The organism is Novosphingobium rhizosphaerae, from assembly GCF_050920675.1.
In the GTDB taxonomy this organism is placed as follows: Bacteria; Pseudomonadota; Alphaproteobacteria; order Sphingomonadales; family Sphingomonadaceae; genus Novosphingobium; species Novosphingobium rhizosphaerae.
The window spans coordinates 3,198,933-3,220,032 of sequence record NZ_CP137861.1; the positions used below are offsets into that span (position 1 = coordinate 3,198,933).

The following is a 21,100-nucleotide window of genomic DNA, read 5'->3' on the forward strand; positions in this document are numbered from 1 at the left end:
GGGCGCCATCCTAATGCCTGCCCGGCAACGCGTGATACGACAATCAGCGTATGGGCAATCCCGCTGATTTGCCTTCCATTGCCGCGATCAAGCCCGGCAGCTGCAAAAAGCGGCGCCGGCAAGCGAGGGCAGCACGACCGGACACAACCCGGATCAATCCGTGCGCCCCGCCCCTGGGAGGGGGTGCGGGAGGAGGGCTCGTTTCCATGGGGGCAAAGATATGTCAGCCTATTCCCGAATTGCATTCGCATCGCTACTTGCATCCACCGCACTGCCGTCCATCGCCATGGCGCAGGATGCACCGGCCGCCGAACCGCCGGTTGGCGAAGATATCATCGTGACCGGGACGCGCGTCACCGGCATGCGGGCGGCCGACAGCGCCGCGCCGGTGCAGGTGGTCGGCACCCAGGCGTTCCAGTCGGTGGGGCAGCAAGACCTCACGCAGGTGCTGGCGCAAACGCTGCCTTCGCTCAATTTCCAATCGTTCGGCGGCGATACCGCCAACCTGACGTTGACGGCCGCCCTGCGCGGGCTTTCGCCCAACGACACCCTGGTGCTGGTGAACGGCAAGCGCCGCCACTTCACCGCCAACCTCGCCGTGCTGGGCGGCAGCCCCTATTCGGGCGCGGCCACCACCGATCTCAGCTTCATTCCGACCAACGCCATCAGCCGCATCGAAATCCTGCAGGATGGCGCCGCCGCACAGTACGGGTCCGATGCGATCGCCGGCGTCGTCAACATCATCCTGAAAGACCAGTCTTCGGGCGGTCTGTTCACCACCACCGGTGGCCAATACTACGAAGGTGACGGCAAGACGTTTTCCACCGCGCTCAACTTCGGCGCCAAGCTGGGCGACAACGGCTTCATCAATGTGACCGGCGAATACAAGTTTCACGATTACACGCAGCGTGGTGGCTGTGACCGCCGCTATTTCACCCAAAACTGCACGGTGCGCACCGATATCAGCGCGGTGGACCAGGCCGGCGTGAAGGCCAACCCCTATTACCCGCGGGTCAACAACATCAACGGCGACGCGCGCTATTCGCTGTACAACATCATGGTCAACGCTGGCTATGATATCACCGACAGCATCCAGGCCTATGCCTTTGGCAGCTATGGCAACCGCGTGGCCAAGGCGTTCGAAAATTATCGTCGCGCCAGCCGCGTTTCGGGCACCACCAGCACCGGCACCACGGTCTATCCGCTGCCCGCCGGCTTCAACCCGCAGGAAAGCCTGCGCGAGGAAGATTTCTCGGGCACGTTCGGCTTCAAGGGCGACATTTCGGGCTGGGCCTGGGATCTTTCGGCCACCTACGGCCGCGACGCCGTGGCGCTCTACACGCTCAACTCGGCCAACCCCACGGTCTATGCGATGCAGCAATCGCAAAGCGCCACCGCCATCGGCCTGCAACGCAACTTCTACGATGGCACCCTGGTCAACAGCGAATGGTCGGCAGACCTGGGCGTGACCAAGGACTTCGAAGTGGGCATGGCCAAGCCGCTCACTTTGGCCTTCGGCGGTCAGTGGCGCCGCGATGGCTATGCAATCCAGTCGGGTGAATTCGCCTCTTACTATGGCGGCGGCGCCCAATCCTATCCCGGCTTTGCCCCAACCGACGCGGGCTCCTACAGCCGCCGTGCCGTGGCCGCCTATATCGATGCGGCCGTTGATCCCGTTACCGGCCTGCACCTCGATCTTGCCGGGCGCTATGAACACTATTCCGATTTCGGCAACGTGTGGAATGGCAAGGTCACCGCGCGCTATGATTTCAGCCCGGCTCTGGGCATTCGTGGCACCGTCTCGAACGGCTTCCGCGCCCCGACCCTGGCCGAATCCTACTATTCCTCGGTCAACGTGGGCCCCGGCACCACGTTCGGCCAGCTGCCGCCCAACTCGTCGGCGGCCAAGGTCCTGGGCTTCGGCAACCTCAAGCCCGAAAAGTCCACGTCGTTCTCGGCGGGCTTCGTGGCCCATCCGGGCGGCGGCGTGCAGCTCACGGTCGATGCCTATCAGATCAAGCTGAAGAACCGCATCGTGCCTTCGGCGGCGATCTTTGGTTCGCAGGGCACGTCGGTGGTGTCTCAGGCGGTGCTCGACGCCCTTACCGCGCGCGGCGTCAGCCTGGCCGATGCCACGTCCTATGCGGGGATCAACATCTTTACCAACGGTGCCGACACCCGCACCCGCGGCGTGGAAGCAACCGCAGACTATACCAGCGATTTCGGCGGCGGCGCCAAGGTCGCGTGGACGCTCGGCTTCAACTACAACCAGACCAAGCTGCTCAAGGTGTATGCCTTGCCCTCGCAGGTGGTGAACACCGCTTTCAGCCAGACCTCGCTGCTGGACCCCAACTCGATCGACGGGCTGACCACGGCCACGCCGCGTGTGAAGGTCATTGCCAACGCCCTGTTCACGCTGGGTTCGTTCTCGTTCAACCTGCGCGAGACGATCTATGGCTCGGCGCACCAGCGCACCAGCTATTCGGGCAGCGGCTATGCCAACGCCGATGGCTACACCGTCTTGCGCACCGGAACCACGGGGATCACCGATCTCAACGTCGGCTACAAGGTGACGCCGGCGTTCCGCCTCGATGTTGGCGCCAACAACCTGTTCGACAAGAAAGCACCCACAGTGCCCAATGTCGGCGGGCGCCCGGCCAACGGCAGCAACAACTACGATACGCCCATCACCTTTGCGCCATGGGGCATCAACGGCGGATATTACTACGCCCGTGCCACCGTCACGTTCTGACGCAATGGCTGCCGTCGTTTCCGGGTGTGATCGCCACGATCAGGCCCGGGGCGCGGTGGATCGACCGGGACGGGGGGCTGCCCACGCGGCGGCTCCCGTCCTCCCTGCCCAGCACCGGAACAGGCCGGCCACACCAAGATGCTGCACGTGACCACCGATCCCCTGGCCGAAGCGGCCGAAGCCCTGGCCGCCAACCCGGCCAAGGCCGAACGGCTGGCCCGCACCCTGGCGAGCCGCGATCCGGCCGATCCCCGCCCTCGCTTGATCCTGGCATCGGCGCTGCGGCGCCTGGGCCGTCCGGCCCATGCCCTGCCGATCCTGCTCGACCTGGCCCGCGCCTGGCCCAAGGCGGCGCGCACCCGCTATGAACTCGGGCTCGCCCTGTGCGGCGTTGGCCGGGGCCAGGAGGGCGACCAGCAGCTCGATACCGCGGTCTCGCTCGACCCACGCCATGCGGAGGCATGGCGCGCGATCGCCGACCGCGCCTTTGCCTGCGGCGCCGTGCAACGCGAGCGTCGGGCGCTGGCCGCGCTGGCCCGTCTCGATGCCGATCATCCCGATCTGGGCCGCGCAGCCGAACTCGTGGCGCTCGACCGCCATGACGAAGCCGATCCCATTCTGCGCAGCTTTTGCCGCGCCCATCCCCATCACGCCGAAGGGGCGCGTCTGCTTGCCGCCTGCCACATCGCGCATCGCACCGTGCACGCGGCCGAAACGCTGCTGCGCCATGCCTTGTCGCTCGATCCGCAGTCCAAGCGCATCCGCTTCGACCTGGCCCACGCCCTGTTCGCCGCTCGCCTGGCGCAGCAGGCCCTGACCGAACTGGCACCGCTGCTGGCCGCAGAGCCCGACAATCCGGCCTATCTCAATCTCCAGGCTGCTTGCCTCGGCCTGCTCGGCGACGACAAAGCGGCAGAAGCGATCAATGCCCGCCTGGCAGAGGCGTTTCCCGCCAACCCCGGCGTGGCGGTCAACCATGGCCACGCCGCACGGACGGCCGGCCTGCGCGACACCGCGATCCGCGCCTATCGCCGCGCCACGATCCTGGCCCCGCACATGGGCGAGGCCTGGTGGGGCTTGGCCAATCTCAAGATCGGGGCGCTGAGCGACGCCGACGAGGCGCAGATGCGCGGGTTGCTGGGCGGATCGCTGCCAGCCGATGACCGCATGCGCCTGTCCTACGCCCTGGGCCGCCGCCTGGAGGATGCCGGCGATGCCGCTGGCGCCTTTGCCCTCTATGCCCAGGGCGCCGCGCTGGCACGGGTAAAGTTCGGCGGCGCCGATCAGGACTATGCCGCCCAGGCGCACGACGTGTGCCAGCTCTACACGCCCGAATTCCTGGCCGCGCGATCGGGCCAGGGATCACCCGACGCGGCGCCCATCTTCATCGTCGGCCTGCCGCGCTCCGGCTCCACCCTGGTGGAACAGATCCTGGCAAGCCACCCGGCGATCGAAGGCACGATGGAACTGCCCTATATCGGCAGCCTGGTGGGCCGGATCGAGCGCGAAGGTGGCGCCACGCGGATCGCATCGGCCAGCCCTGCCCAGTTGCGCGACTGGGGCGAGGAATACCTGGCCCTGGCCCGCGTGCATTGCCGCCTCGGCCGCACCCATTTCATCGACAAGATGCCCAACAATTTCCGCCACATCGGGCTGATCCGCCTGATCTTGCCAGAAGCGCGGATCATCGACGTGCGGCGCAATCCGATGGCCGCCTGCTTTTCGGGCTTCAAGCAGCTCTTTGCCGAGGGCCAAGAGTTTTCCTACGACCTGGAAGACCTTGCGGCCTATTATCGCCACTACCTGGCGATCGTGCGCCACTTCCACGCCGTGGCGCCCGGCGCGTTGCACACCTTGGTCTATGAAGACCTGGTGGACGATACCGAAGGCCAGGTGCGCGCGCTGCTGGCGGCGCTGGGCTTGCCGTTCGATCCGGCCTGCCTGCGCTTCTTCGAAAACGACCGCGCCGTGCGCACGGTCAGTTCCGAACAAGTGCGCCAGCCGATCTATCGCTCCGGGCTCGATCAATGGCGCAAGTTCGAACCGTTCCTGGCGCCGCTGGCCCAGGGACTGGGCGATGATTGCACCGGCTGGCGCGCATGACCCCGGCCTTGCCTCCCCCCGATCCCGTTGAACCCAAAGAGTATGCCATGACCCGAAAACCGCACTTCGCCGCCCTCGCCCTTGCCGGAATGGCGCTGGTTACCTGCGCCACGCAAGCGACGCCCGGCTTTGCCCAGGACCGTCCGGGACCGGGCGGCAGCACGGTGGAAGTGTCGAACCAGGGGCAGGAAGTCTACGAGCAGATCTGCCAGGCCTGCCACATGGCCGATGCCAAGGGCGGCGGCGAACCGGGCGCCATGATCCCCGCGCTGGCCGGCAACAAGAACCTGGCCGACAAGGACTATCCGATCATCGTGGTGATGAAGGGACGCGGCGGCATGCCCTGGTTCAACGGCGTGCTGACCAAGGAACAGATCGCCGCGGTGATCACCTATGTTCGCGGCCACTTCAACGCCTATCCCGATCCGGTGACCGTGGCCGATATCGACCGCGTGGTGGCTGCCGATCCGCCCGTCCCCGAATGCAACACCTGCGGCCATTGAGCAGCACTTCCCCCCCAAGAACCATATCCCGATTCGACCACGAAGGGTTTGCCATGTCAGACGTTTTCACCCCACCCACGCGCCGTGCCCTGCTGACCATGATCGGCAAGGCCGGCGGTGCCGCCGCGCTGTACCAGGCAATGACCGTGCTGGCGCATGCGGCCGACAGCCAGTTTCACCGGCCCGCCGCGCCTTTCGGGCGCAAAGCCGGGATCGACGGTGCTGGTGCTGGGCGCAGGCCTGGCCGGGATGCTGGCCGCCTATGAACTGACCAAGGCGGGCTACAAAGTGCAGATCCTGGAATTCCAGGGCCGCGCCGGCGGGCGCAACTACACCGTGCGCGGTGGCGACACCATCACCGAGATCGGCTCCAAGCAGCAGGTGACCTTTGCGCCGGGCAATTACCTTAATCCGGGCCCCTGGCGCATTCCCTATCACCACCGCACCGTGCTGCACTATTGCAAGGAACTGGGGGTCCAGCTCGAACCGTTCTTGCAAATCAATCACAATGCACTGATTCATAACCGAAAGGCTTTTGGCGGCAAGCCGCAACCCTATCGTGAACTGATGGTCGATTGGAAGGGGCACGTTTCCGAACTGCTGGGCAAGTCGCTCAACGCCGGCGCCCTCGATACGGCGGTCACGGCCGAGGACAAGGCCCGCCTGCTCGAAGCGATGCGCGAGTGGGGCGTGCTCGACAAGAACATGCAATACACCAAGAGCTTCAAGCTGGGCGAGCAGCGCGGCTGGGAGCGGGCGCCAGGCGGCGGCGTCAACGGCGCGCCGATCCCCAACGATCCTTTCAGCCTGACCGAGACGATCAACAGTGGCGTGTGGCAGACGCTGGGCTTCTTTGCCGAACACGTGATGCAAACGACGATGTTCCAACCCAAGGGTGGCATGGACCACATCGGCAAGGCATTCCAGGCGCGCGTGGCCAAGATGATCCGCTTCAACACCCGCGTGACCAAGATCGCACAGGACGACAAGGGGGTCACTGCAGCCTGGACCGACACCAAGACCGGCGCCACGGGCGAAACCCACGCCGATTGGATGGTCTGCACGATCCCGGCCCCGGTACTCAACCAGATCGATTTCCAGGCTTCTGCGCAAAAGAAGGCCGCCATCCGCGCGCTGCCCTATGGCAACTCGGTCAAGATCGGGTTGGAAATGAAGCGCCGCTTCTGGGAAACCGACCATGCTATCTATGGCGGCATCTCGTTCACCGACCAGGCCATTTCGCTGATTTCCTATCCCAGCGCCGGGTGCTTTACCGATGGCCCGGCGGTGCTGCTGGGCGCCTATCCGTTTGGCGCGGGCGCCTACATGCTGGCGGGGATGACCCCGGAAAAGCGCATCCAGGCTGCGCTCGACCAAGGTTCCGTCTTCCACCCGGCCGAATACAAGGCTGAATTCCTGTCTGGCGCCTCGGTGGCGTGGAACCGGATGCCGTGGATCCTGGGCTGCTGCGCCAACTGGACGGAGGAAAGCCGCGCAACCCACTACCAGAACCTCGTCGCCATGGAAGGGCGTATCGTGCTCGCCGGTGAGCATTGCTCTTATTACGGCTGCTGGCAGGAAGGGGCGTTGCTCTCTTCGATCGATGCCATCACCCGCCTGCACCAGCGCGCCATGGCTGCCTGACGAAGACACCGGTTGCCCTGCCCGCCGCGCTTGCGGCGGGTGGGATAGCCGCACCTTCAGGTCTGCAGGATCAATGTCTTGCCCATGCGTACCATTGGCACTGGCACGCCAGCGGCGATCACCTCGACCGGCTCGATCGGCTGGTAACCGGCGGCCTGGTAAAGCGGCAGCCCGCTCATCGTGGCCATCAGTTCGGCCCTGGCAAAGCCGCTGCGCGCGGCCGCCTGTTCGCAGCCTTGCAGGATACGGCGCCCCACGCCCTGGCGCACGAAGGCCGGGTGGGTATACATCGCGCGGATGCGTGCCGGATCACGGGCGGGATCGAGCAGGCGCGGATTGCGCAAGTCTGCGCTATGGTCTCCGCCATAGAGCGTCGCCCGCCTGCTCCATCCACCACATCCGGCGATCTGTCCGTCGCGCTCGGCCAGCAGATACGTGCCGTCGGCGATCAACTGGGTATCGAGCCCCATGACAGCGTGGCTGGCGGCAACTTGCGCCGACGTCAGAACATCGGCCTGCAAGGTGTTGATTGCCAGGCGAATGAGCTCGCCCAAAGCTGCGCTGTCGGCTTCGTTTGCCCAGCGCATCGCAAAGTCTTCCTGCCCCCCCGTCATCCCACGCGTCTCCTCGGTCATGCCCCGGCGGGCCGATACCGTGGTTGCGAAAAACCGGGCCGCGTTTCAAGCGGATTTGCCAGTGGGTGCCGGTTAAAGCGCGGGCAGGCTCTGTTGTGAAAAGCCCCAGCCCGCCAGCGCGCCCTTGCCCGCGCGCTCGATCAGCGTTGCAGCATCGCCGATGCTGTAGGGGTGTGCATTATCGAACCCGCCAAGCTCGTCCCACGCGATCGGCACTGCCACCGCCGCGCCATCTCGTGCCCGGGCGCTGTATGGCACGATCGCGGTAGAGCCGCGCTGGTTGCGCAGCCAATCAATGAATATCCTACCCTTGCGCTTGGCCTTGCTCATCGTCGCCACGAACCGTTCGGGCTCGGCCATTGCCATCGCTTCGGCAAAGCGGCGGGCGAAGTCCTTGTGCGTCTCCCAATCGTGGCCGGGTGCCAGCGGAACGATCACATGCACGCCCTTGCCGCCAGAAAGCATGGCAAAGCTCACCAGCCCAAGGTCGGCCAGCCGATCGCGAATATCGCGCGCCGCGCGTTTGACGGCGTCGAAGTCCAGCCCCTCGTCGGGATCGAGATCGAAGATCAGGCGATCGGGCTGCTCCACCGCGTCGGCGCGTGCTTCCCAGGCGTGAAACTCGATCGTTCCCATCTGCACGCACTGCAACAGGCCGGCCGCGTCGCTGACGAACAGGTAATCCTCGCTGCCACCATCCTTTTCACGGATCGGCACATGGTGGACGGCGTCGCCAAAGCCACCGGCGTCATGCTTCTGGAAAAAGCAATGCCGGGCGCGTCCCTGCGGGCAACGCACCAGGCTGATCGGCCGGTTTCCGGCAAAGGGCAGCAGCAAGGCCGCCATCGCAGCATAGTAGTCGGCCAGGTCGCCTTTGGTTTGTCCCGTGCCGGGAAAGATCACCCGCTCGCGGTGGCTGATCTCCACGGCGGGCATTGTCACGGGAGCCGCAACGCGCACTTCGGGGGTCACCTCCTTGGCGGGCTTGTCCGCACGCAGGCCAAGGAAGCTGCCATGGCGCACCCGGCCATCGGCAGTGAATTCGGCAAAGGCCACTTCGCCCACCAGTTTCGGCTTGATCCAGTTCGCGCCCCGCGCCTCGACGCGTGGCACATCCACGGGCGCGGTCTTGCGCACGAGTGGCTTCATCCGCGCGGCAAGGTCTTCAAAGCTATCGGTGTCAAAACCCGTACCGACTTTGCCCTTGTAAACCAACCCGCCGCCTTCATGCTGGGCGAGCAGCAACGAGGCAAATGGCCTGGTCCGCGATGTTGACTTGGTCCAGCCCACGATCACGAATTCCTGGCGGTTGATGCATTTCACCTTGACCCACGCCTTCGTCCGCTTGCCGCTATAGGCCGCATCAATGCGCTTGCTGATGATGCCTTCCTGGCCGGAAGAGCACATGGCCTTGAACAGCTTTTCGCCCGCGCCGATCACGTGGTCGGCAAAGCGCACCGGTGGCGGCGCGCCATGCAGCAAGGCTTCCAACCGTTCCTTGCGCTCGATGTTCGAAAGATCGGTCAGATCCTCGCCATCCAGTTCGAGCAGGTCGAACGCGTGCAGTTCCAGCCGATCGTCGGGCCCTTGTGCGCCATGGCCGCGTTTCAGCACGGCTTGAAGCGCGGAAAAGCCAGGATTGCCGTCGGCGGCATAGCCCACGATTTCCCCGTCGATCAGGCAGGCGGGCAGGTGGAGCGCGGCAATCGCTTCGACCAGGGGGGCGAACTTGTCGGTCCAATCGTGGCCATTGCGGGTGTAGATTTTCACGTCGCTGCCGCAGGCGGCCACCAGCGCGCGATAGCCATCGAACTTGATCTCGTGCAGCCAGTCGTTGCCGGCGGGGACCGCGTCGACCAGCGTGGCCAGTTGCGGCGGGCGAAAAGCGGGCAAGCGGGCGGGTTTGCCGGTCTTGGCCGCCCGGCGCGGCTTGGCCTTGGGCACTTGCGCGTTGTGCTTTGCGGCCTTGGCCATCTGGGTGGTGAACGCCTTGTCCTTGCGTCCGGCCAGGGAAAAGGTGCCAGCCTTGTCAGCTGCGATTTCTGCCATCGTGCGGCCGGTCAAGACGCTGACAAGCTCGCGCTCCACCAGCCCGTCGCCTGCCTGGGCGAATGCGTCGCCCACCTTGCGCAACAGCCAGTTCTCGCGCTTTTCGCCCGGACGCGGCTTCATGCGGACGAGGAGCCATTCGCCTTTCATCCGCTCCCCATCGAGCGTGAAATGGAGATGGCCATCATCGATGTCTTTGGCCGATTTGCCCGGCACCGGCGCCCAGGTGCCCCGGTCCCACAACATGACCGTCCCCCCGCCATACTCGCCGGCCGGAATTACGCCTTCGAACTGGGCATAGGCCAGGGGATGATCTTCGGTGCGCACCGCCAGGCGCTTGGCATCGGGATCGAGGCTGGGCCCCTTGGTCACCGCCCACGATTTCAGGACGCCATCCACTTCCAGGCGAAAGTCGAAATGGAGCCGCGTGGCATCGTGCTTTTGCACGATGAAGCCATTGCCATTGCCCGGCGCCCCGGTCGCGCCGGAAGGTTCGGCGGTCTTGGCAAAATCACGTCGGCGCTTGTATTCGGCGAGAGGATCGCGGCGGGCCATGGCTCAGGCCGACTTCCGCGGACGCGCGGCGGCGGCGCGCTTGCGCGGTTTTGCCGCGGTCTTGCTTTTAGCCTTGGGTTTGGTCTTGGCACCCGCGGCACCATCGCTACCGATCGATTTCTTGAGCGCGGCCATAAGGTCGATCACGTTGGACCCGGATTTTTCGGGTTCTTCCACGTCCTCCAGGATCTTGCGGCCCTTCGCCTTGGCCTTGCGCGCAACCAGCGCCTGCAATGCCTCGACATAGCGATCCTCGAACGCGGCAGCGTCGAACGGCGCAGATTTGCGCTCGATCAGCGCCGTGGCCAGTTCCAGCAGTTCGGTGTCCGGCTTCTGGTCGGGAATGTCCTTGAAATAGGACTGCGCCTTCTGCACCTCGTCGGCATAGCGCATGGTTTCCAGGATCAAGCCCTTGCCGCACGGCTTGAGGCTGGCGAGCATTTCGCGCCCCCGCACGGAAAGCTGCCCCAGGCCGACCTTGCGCGCCTGGCGCAGGGCTTCGCGCAGCACGATGAACGCTTCGTCGGCAAGGTCGTCGGCCGGAATGACGTAATAGGGCTTTTCGAAATAGAACACGTCGATCTCGTCCTGATCGACGAACTGGACCAGTTCGAAAGTCTTGCGGCTTTCGATCTTCACCGCCTCGATCTCGTCATCCTCGAGCAGGACATAATTGCCTTTGGAAACCTCATAGCCCTTCACGATGTCATCGTGATCGACCGGGCCGATGCCCTGCACGATCTTTTCATAGGAAATGGGCTTGCCCGAAGGCTCGTGAATCTGGCGGAAACTGATCGAGGCGCCAGACTTGGTCGCCGGATAGATTTCCACGGGGATAGACACCAGGGCAAGGCGGATTTGGCCCTGCCAATATGCGCGTGCAGCCATCGCTCGGTCACCCTTTCGCTGGATAGACCCGCCAGGCCCGCTTCAGTTCCGCGCAGTGCACGTGCGCGGTTTCTCCATCATGGATGAAACGGTGCGCCGGCCTGCTGGCGTGCCCGCGCCGATTGTGTCAAATCGTGTGCAAATCCAACCGCAAGGATCAGAATGCCGATGTTGCCCCGCCTGCCTCGTGCCCTGGCCATGGTGTTCGGCACCTGGCTGACCATCGTGGCCATGCCTGCGCTCGCCAAGGCACCCGTGATCGGGCAGCCAGCCCCGCCATTTGAACTGCGCCTGATCGATGGCACGAAAGTGTCGCTGGCCGATCTCAAGGGGCAGGTCGTGGTGCTGAATTTCTGGGCGACATGGTGCGGCCCGTGCAAGCAGGAACTGCCGCTGCTCGACCAGTACTATGACCTGCAAAAGCAGCACGGGCTCAAGGTATTTGCCATCACCACGCAGGATTCGCTGCCCAACTCCGCGCTCAAGCAGTTGTTTGCCGCCATGCACATTCCCGCGGTCCGCACGCTCAAGGGGCCGTACAGCCCGTTGGAAGGCGTGCCGACCAACTACGTGATCGATCGCGCCGGCGTGGTGCGTTATGCCAAGGCGGCGGCGTTCGATCTCGATGACCTCAACGGCTTGCTCGTGCCCCTGCTGCGCGAACCCGCCCGCTGACCGGAAGACGAACCGCGCACCTGGCAGGCATCAGGGCGCCAGGCTCAGGTCCCCCCGGCTCGGCGCGTTGTACAGCGCCTGGTCCAGCAGGCCTTCACGGCGTGCCACGATCAGCGGCACCAGCATTTGGCCCGTCACGTTCACGGCCGTGCGACCCATGTCCAGGATGGGGTCGATCGCCAGCAACAGGCCCACGCCCTCAAGCGGCAGGCCCAGGGTGGATAGGGTGAGCGTCAACATCACCGTCGCACCCGTTACCCCCGCGGTGGCGGCGGAGCCCAGCACCGAAACCAGTACGATCAGCAGATAATCGGTCGGCACCAGCGCGATGTGATAGAACTGCGCGATGAAGATGGCCGAAAGAGCCGGATAGACCGCCGCGCAGCCGTCCATCTTGGTCGTGGCCGCCACCGGCACGGCAAAGGCCGCATAGGCCGGCGGCACGCCCAGTCGCTCCACCGTCACCGCCTCTGCCACCGGCAGCGCCGCGATCGAGGAGCGGGACACGAAAGCGAGTTCGATCGCCGGCCAGGCCTTGGCGAAAAAGCGCAGCGGCGCCAGGCCATGGGCACGCAGCAGCAGCGGGTAGACCCCGAAGACCACCAGGCCGAGGCCGATATAGAGCGCCACCGCGAACTGGCCGATGCCCAGCAGCGTGCCCCAGCCATAGTTGACCACCGCGTTGCCGATCAGGCCGGCGCTGCCTAAAGGCGCCAGGCGCACGACCCAGCCGAGCAGGCGCCGCACCACGGTCAGGACCACGCCCGCCCCGCGTAGGACGGCGTCACCAGCTTCACCACTGCGGAGCGCGGCAAAGCCCAGCGCCAGGCCGATCACCACCAGTTGCAGGATATTGAACCCGATGGTGGTCTTGGCCGTGCCATTGTCCACTTCGGTCGAGGCAACGATGCCCAGGAAATTGGCCGGGATGAGTCCCTTGATGAAATCCAGCCAGCTACCCACGGTGTGCGGCGCAGCCGCCTGCGCCAGGGAAGCGCCGGTGTTGGCACCCGGCCGCAGGACCAGGCCCAGGGCAATGCCGATCGAAACCGCCAACAGTGCGGTGATGGCAAACCACAGGAGGGTTTGCCCGGCGAGGCGAGCGGCATTGTTGAGATCGCGCAGCCGGCCGATGCTGGCGATGATTGCGGCCAGAACCAGCGGCGGCACCAGCGCCTTGAGCAACTGGACGAAACTGGAACCTACCAGCGACAAGGCCAGTGCCAGCCCGTTGGGCTCACCCGATGCGGCCGGGCCTAGCGAACGCGCGGCCAGGCCGAGTGCCAAGCCCACGGCCATGCCAATCACCACCTGCAGTCCAAACCGGTTGCCCGATCCGCGCGCCGTGCCTGCGCTGGCCATATGCAATTCTCCGTGCTGTCGCGCAGTCTCTGCGGCACATTGTCTATCGGAAACGTAGATAAAAAGGGCAAGTGCGTGATAGACAAGCCCTGCCAAGAAAATTCTTGCCCGTGCCAACCTGGCCTAACGACGCCGTCGATAGGCGATACGCGCGATGATCCCGTTTTCCCGATAGCTGCCCATGGCCAAATTCGATTTGCCTGCCGGCCGGGATAGGGCGCAAGAAAGAGGCGATAAAGCAGGGAGAGAAGAAGCGGCCCATGGTCCGCGTCACCAGGCAGGATCGATCGCCAAGCCGCCGCGGCGCGGCTGCGTTACCCTGTCCCCCGATGCCTTCGTTCGTGATGCGGCCGGTCCAACTGGCGCATGATCCGCCCCGTGACCAGGAGCACCGATGAACCATGATGACCAGCCGGGCGCGATGACCGGCATTGCCCTGCTCTTGCCGATCACCCTTTCGACAATGGCGATCGTCTTGCTGGCACCCGTTCTACCCCGGATGATCCAGGAATTTTCGGGGGTTTCCGGGCACGATTACTGGGTCCCGATGATCCTGACGATCCCGGCCCTGTGCATCGCCCTGCTCTCCCCGCTGGCCGGTGTGCTGGGGGATTACTTTGGCCGCCGGCGCCTGTTGCTGGCCGCCTTTGCGTTTTATGCGCTGGTTGGCGTGGCGCCGGTGTTCCTGCACGATCTGTCGACCATCCTGATCAGCCGCGTGGGCGTGGGCATTGCCGAGGCGATGATCATGGTGCTTTCCACCACCATGATCGGCGACTATTTCCACGGCGCCGCGCGCGACAAGTGGCTGGCGGCGCAAACCGCGTTCGCCTCGATGTCGGCGCTGCTTTTCTTCAACATCGGCGGCCAGTTGGGCAGCTTTGGCTGGCGCACGCCGTTCTGGGTCTATCTTTCGGCACTGGCAATGTTGGTGCTGGTGCAGTTGTTTACCTGGGAACCCACGGGCGATGCCGCCGCGCCGACGCAAGGCGACGAACCCCGCGCCGGGCAACACAGCACCAGTTGGGCCGGTTTTCCCTGGTCACGCATGGCCGTGATCCTGGGCATCACCATCTACGGCGCAATCTTCTTCTACACCGTGCAGATCCAGGCGCCGGTCGGCCTGGCCGTGCTGGGCGTGGCCGATCCGGCACGCGCGGGCTTCCTCACTTCGGTGGCGAGCGTGGGCGTGCCGCTTGGCACCTTCGTCTATTCGCGGATCGGACGCTGGCCGGTGCAGCGCCTGCTGGTCATCGAATTTGCCCTGCTGGCGATCGGCTTCCTGCTGATGGGCCGCGCCCACCAGCCCAGCGGGTTCGTGCTGGGTTGTTTCGTTAACCAGCTCGGGGCCGGGCTTCTTCTGCCCACCTTGCTGGTTTGGGCAATGAGCCTGCTGACTTTCGAAGTGCGCGGACGCGGCGCGGGCATGTGGCAAAGCGCATTTGCCCTGGGGCAATTCCTCAGTCCCGTGGTCGTCACGTTTGCCGCCAGCCTGGCGGGCGGATTGCAGAATGCCTTTGCCGTGCTTTCAGGCGGCGCGGCGCTTGGACTTGTCGCGCTGCTGCTTTGCGCCGGCCGGATCAAGCGGGCACCCGATGCCGCCCTGGTGAAAGTGAGCCTTCATGGTTGATCGCCTTGCGGGCAAGCTGGCAGTGGTGACGGGCGCGGCCACCGGCATCGGTGCGGGCGTGGCCGAAGCGTTTCGCGAGGCGGGCGCGCAGGTTGTCAGGATAGACCTTGCTGGCGCCGATCATGCCTGCAACCTCACCGACGAAGCCGCTGTCGCGGCGCTGTTCGAGCAGATCGGCAAGGCGTATGGCCGGATCGACATCCTGGTGAACGCGGCGGCCTTTGCCGTTTTTGCGTGGATCGAGGACATGTCCTACGCCGATTGGAAGCGCACGCTCGCCAGCGAGCTGGACATCGTGTTCCTGCCCACTCGCGCGGCCTGGCCGCATCTCAGGGCCAGCGGCGCGGCCAGCGTGATCAACTTTGCCAGCGCCAATGCCTATCACGCCTTGCCCGGTTCGGCGGCGCTGGCCCATTGTGCCGGCAAGGGCGGCGTTCTGGCGATGACCCGGCAACTCGCCATGGAAGGCGCACCGCACGCGATCCGCGCCAACACCATTTCGCCCGGCTTCATTCGCACTGCCGCCACCGATCGCCACCTGGCCGCCGATCCGACGCTGGCAGCAAAGATCATCGCCAAGAACATGCTGCCGATCCTGGGCGAGCCGCGCGACATCGCCATGGCAGCCCTATGGCTGGCCAGCAACGAAGCGCGCTATGTCACCGGTGCCGACATCTCGATCGACGGTGGCGCCACGGCCTGGTGAAATTTGCGCGAAGGCGGCGACGGAAAGCGCTGCCTCATGCGTTTCAGGGGCGTATCTCGTGGAGGATAGGATGCGCACCTTGATGATCTTGCTGGCTGCCGTGGCGATGCCGGCCGCTGCCCTGGCCCAGGACGCGGGCCCAGGAATGGGCGCCGCGCGCCAGTCTGCCGGCACTCTTACGCGCGACGCATTCATGGCGCGCCAGACGGCGCGGATCATGGCCGCCGATGCCGATGGCGATGGTCGGATCAGCCGCGCCGAGATGGCAGCCGCGGCGCAGGGCAAGCGCGATCCGGGCCCGCTGTTCGATCGCATGGACACGAACAAGGACGGTTATCTCGACAAGGATGAGATCCAGCATGCGCTTGCCGCCCGCTTTGATCGCATGGACCGCAACGGCGATGGCGTGCTCACGCCTGACGAGCGCATGCACGGCCGGGCCAGCAGCGGTGACGGCGCCAACGCCGATGCAGGCGGCCAGGCGCCTTCGCAATAGGCGCGGCCCCGTTGCGATCCGGCGCGGAACGTCCGCTTGACCGAACACGATCCCGGCGATCCGGACGCCCCTCTCGTGGCGCGCGTCGGTCGTGGCGAGGAAAGTGCCGTGCGCCAACTGGTGGGGGCAAAGCTGCCCCGGCTGCTGGCCTTGGCGGCCCGCCTGCTGCACGATCGGCAGGAGGCAGAGGACGTGGCGCAGGAAGTGTTCCTGCGCGCCTGGCGCCAGGCGCCACGCTGGCGAACCGGGCAGGCGCGCTTCGACACCTGGCTGCACATGGTCACGCTCAACCTGTGCCGCGACCGCTTGCGCCGCCGCAAGCGCGGCACTCTGGGCGATCCGCCCGATCTGCCGGACCCGGCGCCGCTGGCAGATGCCGCACTGGAAGCAGATGCACGCAGCCAGGCCGTGGCCCGGGCCGTGGCATCCCTGCCCGAGCGGCAGCGCGACGCGATCCTGCTGGTCCACTACCAGGAACTGGGCAATGTCGCGGCCGCCCAGGCGCTGGGCGTCAGCGTCGAGGCACTGGAAAGCCTTCTGGCGCGCGGACGCCGCACCCTGCGCCAGCACTTTGCGCGATTGGAGGGCAACGATGACTGATCCCATGACCCCCGAACGCTTTGCCCTGCTGGCGCACGCCTATGGCGGGATCGAGCGTTGGCCCGACCATCTGCAGGCGCAAGGTTGGCAAATGGAGCATGATCCTGCGTGCGCCGCGCATCTGGCCGCAGCGCGCGCGCTGGATGTGCGGCTGGCACAATGGCAGGCGCCGGTGCCCTCGCCCGACTTGCGCCGCACGGTTGCCGCGTCATACCGCCGCCACTGGACCTTGCGCGCGCGGGTCTGGTGGTCGGCGCTCGGCATCGGCACGGCGCTGGCTGGGGCGACCGCCGGCTCCGCACTCGCCTTTGCGTTGGAAACCGGCGCCCCGCCCGCCGGTTTCGAAGCGACCGCATTTGGCGAGATGGGCCAGGTGGGGGAGACAGGCCGATGACGCCGCGCACGCTCAAGGTGGTCTGCGCGGTTTCGGTGCTGCTCAACCTCTTCCTGCTGGCGGCCATCGCCTCGGCCTCGCTATGGCTCAAGTTGCCGCAGGCGCGGATCAACGCGGGCAGCATCCGCATCGCCGGGTCGGAATTGCCTGCAGACGAACGCAAGGCGTTCCGCCACATGCTGCATCAGGCGCGGCACGACATGCGGCCACAGATCCTGGCCGGCCGCGCCGCGCGCCACGAGGCGGCGATCTTGCTGCGGGCCCCCGTGGTCGATCAGCCCGCGCTGCTGGCGGCCCTGCAAAAAGTGCGGGACAGCGACGTTGCCGTGCGTACCCATGTGGAAGCCAAAGCCGTGCCCTTCGTGGCTGCCCTGCCGCTGGCCGATCGCGCGAAGCTGGCCGACGGGCTTGAGCCCAAGGGGCAGACACCGGGAAAATAGGCGCGACGGAAACCGTCTCAGGCGGCGTTCAACGAGGGATAACAACGCGATGCCTTGCAACCGGATGTGTCCCGATGCCCCTATCCACCGAACTTTCCCCTGCGGCGATCGCTCTCAATCGCTTTGGCCTGGGCGCCACGCCGGCCCCGCTGCCGGGCGATCCGCGCCAATGGCTTGCCGCCCAGTTCGATCGCTTTGAAACCACGCCGCCGGCCTTTGCCGCCCTGCCCGATGCCCGCGCCATGCTCACCGCCTATCAAGAGCAGCAGCGCGCATTGCGCAAACAAGCGCCGCCGCCCGCACCGGGCAGCCCGATGCCGCCAGGCAAGACACCCGAACAGAAGCTGGCGCGGCGCGATTTCGGCCAGGATGTGCGCGCACTCTATGGCCAGGCGGTGCAGGCCCGCACGCAAAGCGCGCTGACCACACCCGCGCCGTTCGTGGAGCGCATGGTGCATTTCTGGTCCAACCATTTCTGCGTCTCGGCTGATGACATCCCCGTCACGGCCTTTGCCGGCGCGTTCGAACGCGATGCGATCCGCCCCCATGTGCTGGGCAGGTTCGAAGACATGGTGCTCGCGGTGGAACGCCATCCGGCCATGCTGATGTATCTCAACCAGAACCAGTCGATCGGGCCCAACAGCCCCGCTGCGCTGCGCGCGCAGCAACGCGGCGGCAATCCCCGCAAGCAGGGGCTCAACGAAAACCTGGCGCGCGAAATCATGGAACTGCACACGCTGGGCGTGCGCTCGGGCTATACCCAGGCAGACGTGACCGAGTTTGCGCGTGCGATGACCGGCTGGACCATCGGCGGACCCAACGATGATGCGCCCGGCGATTTCGCCTTCCATCCCCAGCAGCACGAGCCGGGCACGCGCATGGTGCTGGGCAAGGCCTATGCCCAGCAAGGCATGGACCAGGCCCGCGCGGTGATGGCCGACTTTGCCCATGCCCCGGCCACGGCCACCCATGTGGCGACCAAGCTGGCACGCCATTTTGCCGGCGACAACGCGCCGCCGTCGATGGTGACCCGCATGGCCAATGTTTTCCAGACAACACGCGGCGATCTGCCCAGTCTTTACAAGGCCTTGATCGAAAGCCCCGAGGCCTGGCAGTCGCAACCGCTCAAGGCCAAGACGCCGTGGGAATGGACCGTTTCCGCGCTGCGCGCCCTGGGCCGCAACGAACCCGGTGCCTTGCAGATGGCCGCGATCCAGCAACAACTGGGGCAGCCGGTTTGGAAGCCGGGATCGCCCGCCGGATGGGATGATACCGCAGCCAGCTGGATCGCGCCCGATGCGCTGATGCGGCGGGTGGAATTTGCGCAGCGCCTGGTGGCACCGCTCGCCACGCAGATCGATGCGCGCCGGTTGGCCCCGCAAGTGCTTCCCGGCGCGCTCACGCCGGCCACGCAGGAGCAGATCGCCCACGCCGAAACGCCGGCCAGCGCGCTTGCGCTGATGCTGGTCTCCCCTGATTTCCTGCGGAGGTAATCATGTTGCACCGTCGCCACTTCCTCAGCTTTGCCGGCATCGGGGCCGGAACCCTGCTGGTCGCGCCACACATGGCGCTCGCCGCCGTGGAAACGGAACGCCGTTTCGTCTTCATCATCCAGCGCGGCGCGGCCGATGGGCTCAATATCGTCGTGCCCTATGCCGATCCGGCCTATGCTTCGTTGCGCGGCGCGCTGGCAATCGATCCTGCCGCCGCCATCCGGCTCGACGGCACGTTCGCGTTGCACCCCGCGCTCAAGGAAACCGCCGGCATGTTTGCGCAAAAGCAGGCGATGTTCGTGCATGCCATTGCCTCTCCCTATCGCGATCGGTCCCATTTCGATGGGCAGAACGTGCTCGAAACCGGCGGCACCCAGGCTTACCAGGTCAAGGACGGGTGGCTCAACCGCCTGGTGACCATGTTGCCCAAGGCGCGCGACACGGCGATTGCGATTGCCCCCACGGTACCGGCGGCGCTACGCGGGCCGATGCAGGTCACGTCCTATGCGCCATCCGGCCTGCCCACGCCGTCCGACGATCTCATGCTGCGCGTCGGCCAGCTTTATGCACAAGACAGCCAGCTGCATCCGGCGTGGGCGGCGGCGCTCGATGCGCGGCAACTGGCCGATGGCAGCGGCGCCAAGCAGGATCCGGCCAGCCTGGGCCGGTTGACCGCCAGCTTCCTCACCAAGCCGCACGGCCCCCGCATCGCCATGCTGGAAACCGGTGGATGGGACACGCATAGCGGGCAGGATGGCCGCCTTGCCAACCAGCTCAAGGCGCTCGACAGCCTGCTTGCCGCACTGCGCGACGGGCTTGGCCCGGTATGGAACCAGACAACCGTGCTGGTCGCCACCGAATTCGGCCGCACTGCTGCTGCCAACGGCACCGGTGGCACCGATCACGGCACTGGCTCGGTGGCGTGGGTGCTGGGCGGGGCGGTCAAGGGCGGCCGCGTGATCGCCGATTGGCCCGGCCTTGCCAACAATCAGCTGTACGAAAATCGCGACCTGCGGCCCACTGCCGCGCTCGACGCCCTGATCGCGGGGCTTGCGGCCGAAAGCCTGGGCCTCGATCCCGATCGGGTGGCGCGGCGGCTGTTTCCCTCGGCCGGGTCTCCCCGTCCCCTCACCGGACTGGTGGGGGCGTTGCCTGGCGTGGCCTGACGCGAACGGCGCGGTTTGAGAATAATCGTGCCGGGTCAGCGCCTGCCCCATGGTAATTCGCGTTCGAACCCCCATATAGGATTTATCGCGCTTTCTATGCCTTCGAGCATGAGCGTGGCTGAGAGATGGTTCGTGCTCCCGCTCTTTGGTGGAGACGAACAATGTCCTCTGGTTCCAGCACCTTCATACCGCGCCACGCGATGACCCGGCGCCAAGGCACCAACACAGCCATCGGCTTTACGCCAAGCTGCTGAATTTCTGCCGTGGCGATCCCGCCAGCGGCGACCACCACGAAGGATGCCCCAATGGAACTCACATCCACTTTCTGCCGGGGGCAGGAAACCATTCAGCGCGATCGCGCTGCCAATGCCATGCTGCAGAATGTTCGCATCGTGGCCGGCCAGGCGGCCGAGGCATGGCGGATGGTGGCATCTGCCGCCGAAAAACGCGAAGCCTCGCGCGCCAGGGCCCGCACGCTATCCGAAATCGCTGCCTTGCAGAACGCGCCGCGATCGGATGACGCCGACCAGGTGTTCAGCGAAAACCCGGATCGTGGCATGGCAAGCGGCTGACGACGCGTCACCTGCCGCCGTTCAACCGTTGCCGCAAGGCCCCGCTTCAGGGCAGAACATGGGGCCGGGTCGGAACCGCTTGCGCGATCGCCTGCTCCAGCTCTTCCATGTTGAATGGCTTGCACACGATGATCGCCCGCTCCACGCTTTCGGCAATGGCCAGGGTGTTGCCCGTCACATAGACGTGCGGCACAAAGCCTTGCGCGGCCTGGATGCGGCGCATGGCCGAAACGCCACTGCCGCCGTGCAGGCTGCCGTCCACGATCATCAAATCCGGGCGACACAGGCCGGCGGCCTTGACGGTTTCGCTCTCGCTGTGCGCGATGGCGCAAACATCGTGCCCCATCGCGATCAGCAATTCTTCAAGATACATGGCGATCAGCGCGTCGTCTTCGGCGACGACGATCCGCAAGGGCGTGCTCATGTCGCGTCCTCGC

The 21,100-nt window shown here is 65.8% G+C and carries 19 protein-coding genes; 14 read left to right on the plus strand and 5 right to left on the minus strand.

Going from position 1 to position 21,100, the window contains the following annotated elements:
* Window positions 1–220: 220 nt before the first annotated feature.
* From R9J51_RS14595 to R9J51_RS14610, 4 genes are all read left to right on the plus strand, one after another.
* The gene (locus R9J51_RS14595) at window positions 221–2,752 is read left to right on the plus strand and encodes a TonB-dependent receptor plug domain-containing protein (protein ID WP_168555096.1); all 2,532 of its coding nucleotides are present in this window, start codon (window positions 221–223) and stop codon (window positions 2,750–2,752) included.
* 138 nt (window positions 2,753–2,890) lie between these two features.
* Entirely contained in the window at window positions 2,891–4,855 is a 1,965-nt protein-coding gene (locus tag R9J51_RS14600) for a tetratricopeptide repeat-containing sulfotransferase family protein (RefSeq protein WP_179504862.1), read from the plus strand.
* Between the two features lie 47 nt (window positions 4,856–4,902).
* A complete protein-coding gene (locus tag R9J51_RS14605) occupies window positions 4,903–5,358 on the plus strand; it encodes a c-type cytochrome (RefSeq protein ID WP_168555098.1) in 456 nt (151 codons plus the stop codon).
* Between the two features lie 156 nt (window positions 5,359–5,514).
* The gene (locus R9J51_RS14610; RefSeq protein ID WP_432787515.1) at window positions 5,515–7,002 is read left to right on the plus strand and encodes a flavin monoamine oxidase family protein; all 1,488 of its coding nucleotides are present in this window, start codon (window positions 5,515–5,517) and stop codon (window positions 7,000–7,002) included.
* A gap of 56 nt (window positions 7,003–7,058) precedes the next feature.
* Here the strand turns inward: R9J51_RS14610 and R9J51_RS14615 are convergent, their stop codons facing one another.
* The 3 genes from R9J51_RS14615 to R9J51_RS14625 all read right to left on the minus strand — a co-directional run bounded on the left by R9J51_RS14615 (window position 7,059) and on the right by R9J51_RS14625 (window position 11,129).
* On the minus strand, window positions 7,059–7,589 hold the full coding sequence (locus R9J51_RS14615) for a GNAT family N-acetyltransferase (protein WP_432787516.1): 531 nt from the start codon (window positions 7,587–7,589) through the stop codon (window positions 7,059–7,061).
* A 120-nt stretch (window positions 7,590–7,709) separates the two neighbouring features.
* Window positions 7,710–10,241: a DNA ligase D gene (gene ligD / locus R9J51_RS14620; RefSeq protein ID WP_179504864.1), complete on the minus strand. Its 2,532-nt coding sequence runs from the start codon at window positions 10,239–10,241 to the stop codon at window positions 7,710–7,712.
* A gap of 3 nt (window positions 10,242–10,244) precedes the next feature.
* On the minus strand, window positions 10,245–11,129 hold the full coding sequence (locus tag R9J51_RS14625) for a Ku protein (RefSeq protein WP_168555102.1): 885 nt from the start codon (window positions 11,127–11,129) through the stop codon (window positions 10,245–10,247).
* 231 nt (window positions 11,130–11,360) lie between these two features.
* On the opposite strand from R9J51_RS14625, the gene R9J51_RS14630 reads away from it, so the two are divergent.
* Window positions 11,361–11,804, plus strand: a complete 444-nt coding sequence (locus R9J51_RS14630; RefSeq protein ID WP_432787999.1) for a TlpA family protein disulfide reductase — start codon at window positions 11,361–11,363, stop codon at window positions 11,802–11,804.
* Between the two features lie 30 nt (window positions 11,805–11,834).
* On the opposite strand, the gene R9J51_RS14635 is transcribed toward R9J51_RS14630, so the two are convergent.
* The gene (locus R9J51_RS14635; RefSeq protein ID WP_179504865.1) at window positions 11,835–13,166 is read right to left on the minus strand and encodes a dicarboxylate/amino acid:cation symporter; all 1,332 of its coding nucleotides are present in this window, start codon (window positions 13,164–13,166) and stop codon (window positions 11,835–11,837) included.
* Between the two features lie 394 nt (window positions 13,167–13,560).
* Here R9J51_RS14635 and R9J51_RS14640 point away from each other — a divergent pair, with 394 nt between their 5' ends.
* The 9 genes from R9J51_RS14640 (at window position 13,561) to R9J51_RS14680 (ending at window position 20,663) form a co-directional block, all read left to right on the plus strand.
* Window positions 13,561–14,796, plus strand: a complete 1,236-nt coding sequence (locus R9J51_RS14640; protein ID WP_179504866.1) for an MFS transporter — start codon at window positions 13,561–13,563, stop codon at window positions 14,794–14,796.
* On the plus strand, window positions 14,789–15,502 hold the full coding sequence (locus R9J51_RS14645; protein ID WP_179504867.1) for an SDR family oxidoreductase: 714 nt from the start codon (window positions 14,789–14,791) through the stop codon (window positions 15,500–15,502). Before R9J51_RS14640 ends, R9J51_RS14645 begins: the two co-directional genes overlap by 8 nt.
* 70 nt (window positions 15,503–15,572) lie before the next feature.
* Window positions 15,573–15,998, plus strand: coding sequence for an EF-hand domain-containing protein (locus R9J51_RS14650; RefSeq protein ID WP_179504868.1), 426 nt, complete (start codon window positions 15,573–15,575; stop codon window positions 15,996–15,998).
* Between the two features lie 36 nt (window positions 15,999–16,034).
* Window positions 16,035–16,598 (plus strand): RNA polymerase sigma factor, encoded by a 564-nt coding sequence (locus R9J51_RS14655; protein ID WP_168555107.1) that lies wholly within the window; start codon window positions 16,035–16,037, stop codon window positions 16,596–16,598.
* A complete protein-coding gene (locus tag R9J51_RS14660) occupies window positions 16,591–16,992 on the plus strand; it encodes a hypothetical protein (RefSeq protein WP_179504869.1) in 402 nt (133 codons plus the stop codon). The genes R9J51_RS14655 and R9J51_RS14660 overlap by 8 nt, the downstream gene beginning before the upstream one ends.
* Window positions 16,989–17,432: a periplasmic heavy metal sensor gene (locus R9J51_RS14665; protein WP_179504870.1), complete on the plus strand. Its 444-nt coding sequence runs from the start codon at window positions 16,989–16,991 to the stop codon at window positions 17,430–17,432. The genes R9J51_RS14660 and R9J51_RS14665 overlap by 4 nt, the downstream gene beginning before the upstream one ends.
* A gap of 74 nt (window positions 17,433–17,506) precedes the next feature.
* Window positions 17,507–18,925, plus strand: coding sequence for a DUF1800 domain-containing protein (locus tag R9J51_RS14670; protein WP_179504871.1), 1,419 nt, complete (start codon window positions 17,507–17,509; stop codon window positions 18,923–18,925).
* A gap of 2 nt (window positions 18,926–18,927) precedes the next feature.
* Window positions 18,928–20,091 (plus strand): DUF1501 domain-containing protein, encoded by a 1,164-nt coding sequence (locus R9J51_RS14675; RefSeq protein WP_179504872.1) that lies wholly within the window; start codon window positions 18,928–18,930, stop codon window positions 20,089–20,091.
* A 305-nt stretch (window positions 20,092–20,396) separates the two neighbouring features.
* Entirely contained in the window at window positions 20,397–20,663 is a 267-nt protein-coding gene (locus R9J51_RS14680; protein ID WP_179504873.1) for a hypothetical protein, read from the plus strand.
* Between the two features lie 46 nt (window positions 20,664–20,709).
* Here the strand turns inward: R9J51_RS14680 and R9J51_RS14685 are convergent, their stop codons facing one another.
* Window positions 20,710–21,087 (minus strand): response regulator, encoded by a 378-nt coding sequence (locus tag R9J51_RS14685; RefSeq protein ID WP_179504874.1) that lies wholly within the window; start codon window positions 21,085–21,087, stop codon window positions 20,710–20,712.
* Between the last annotated feature and the right edge of the window lie 13 nt (window positions 21,088–21,100).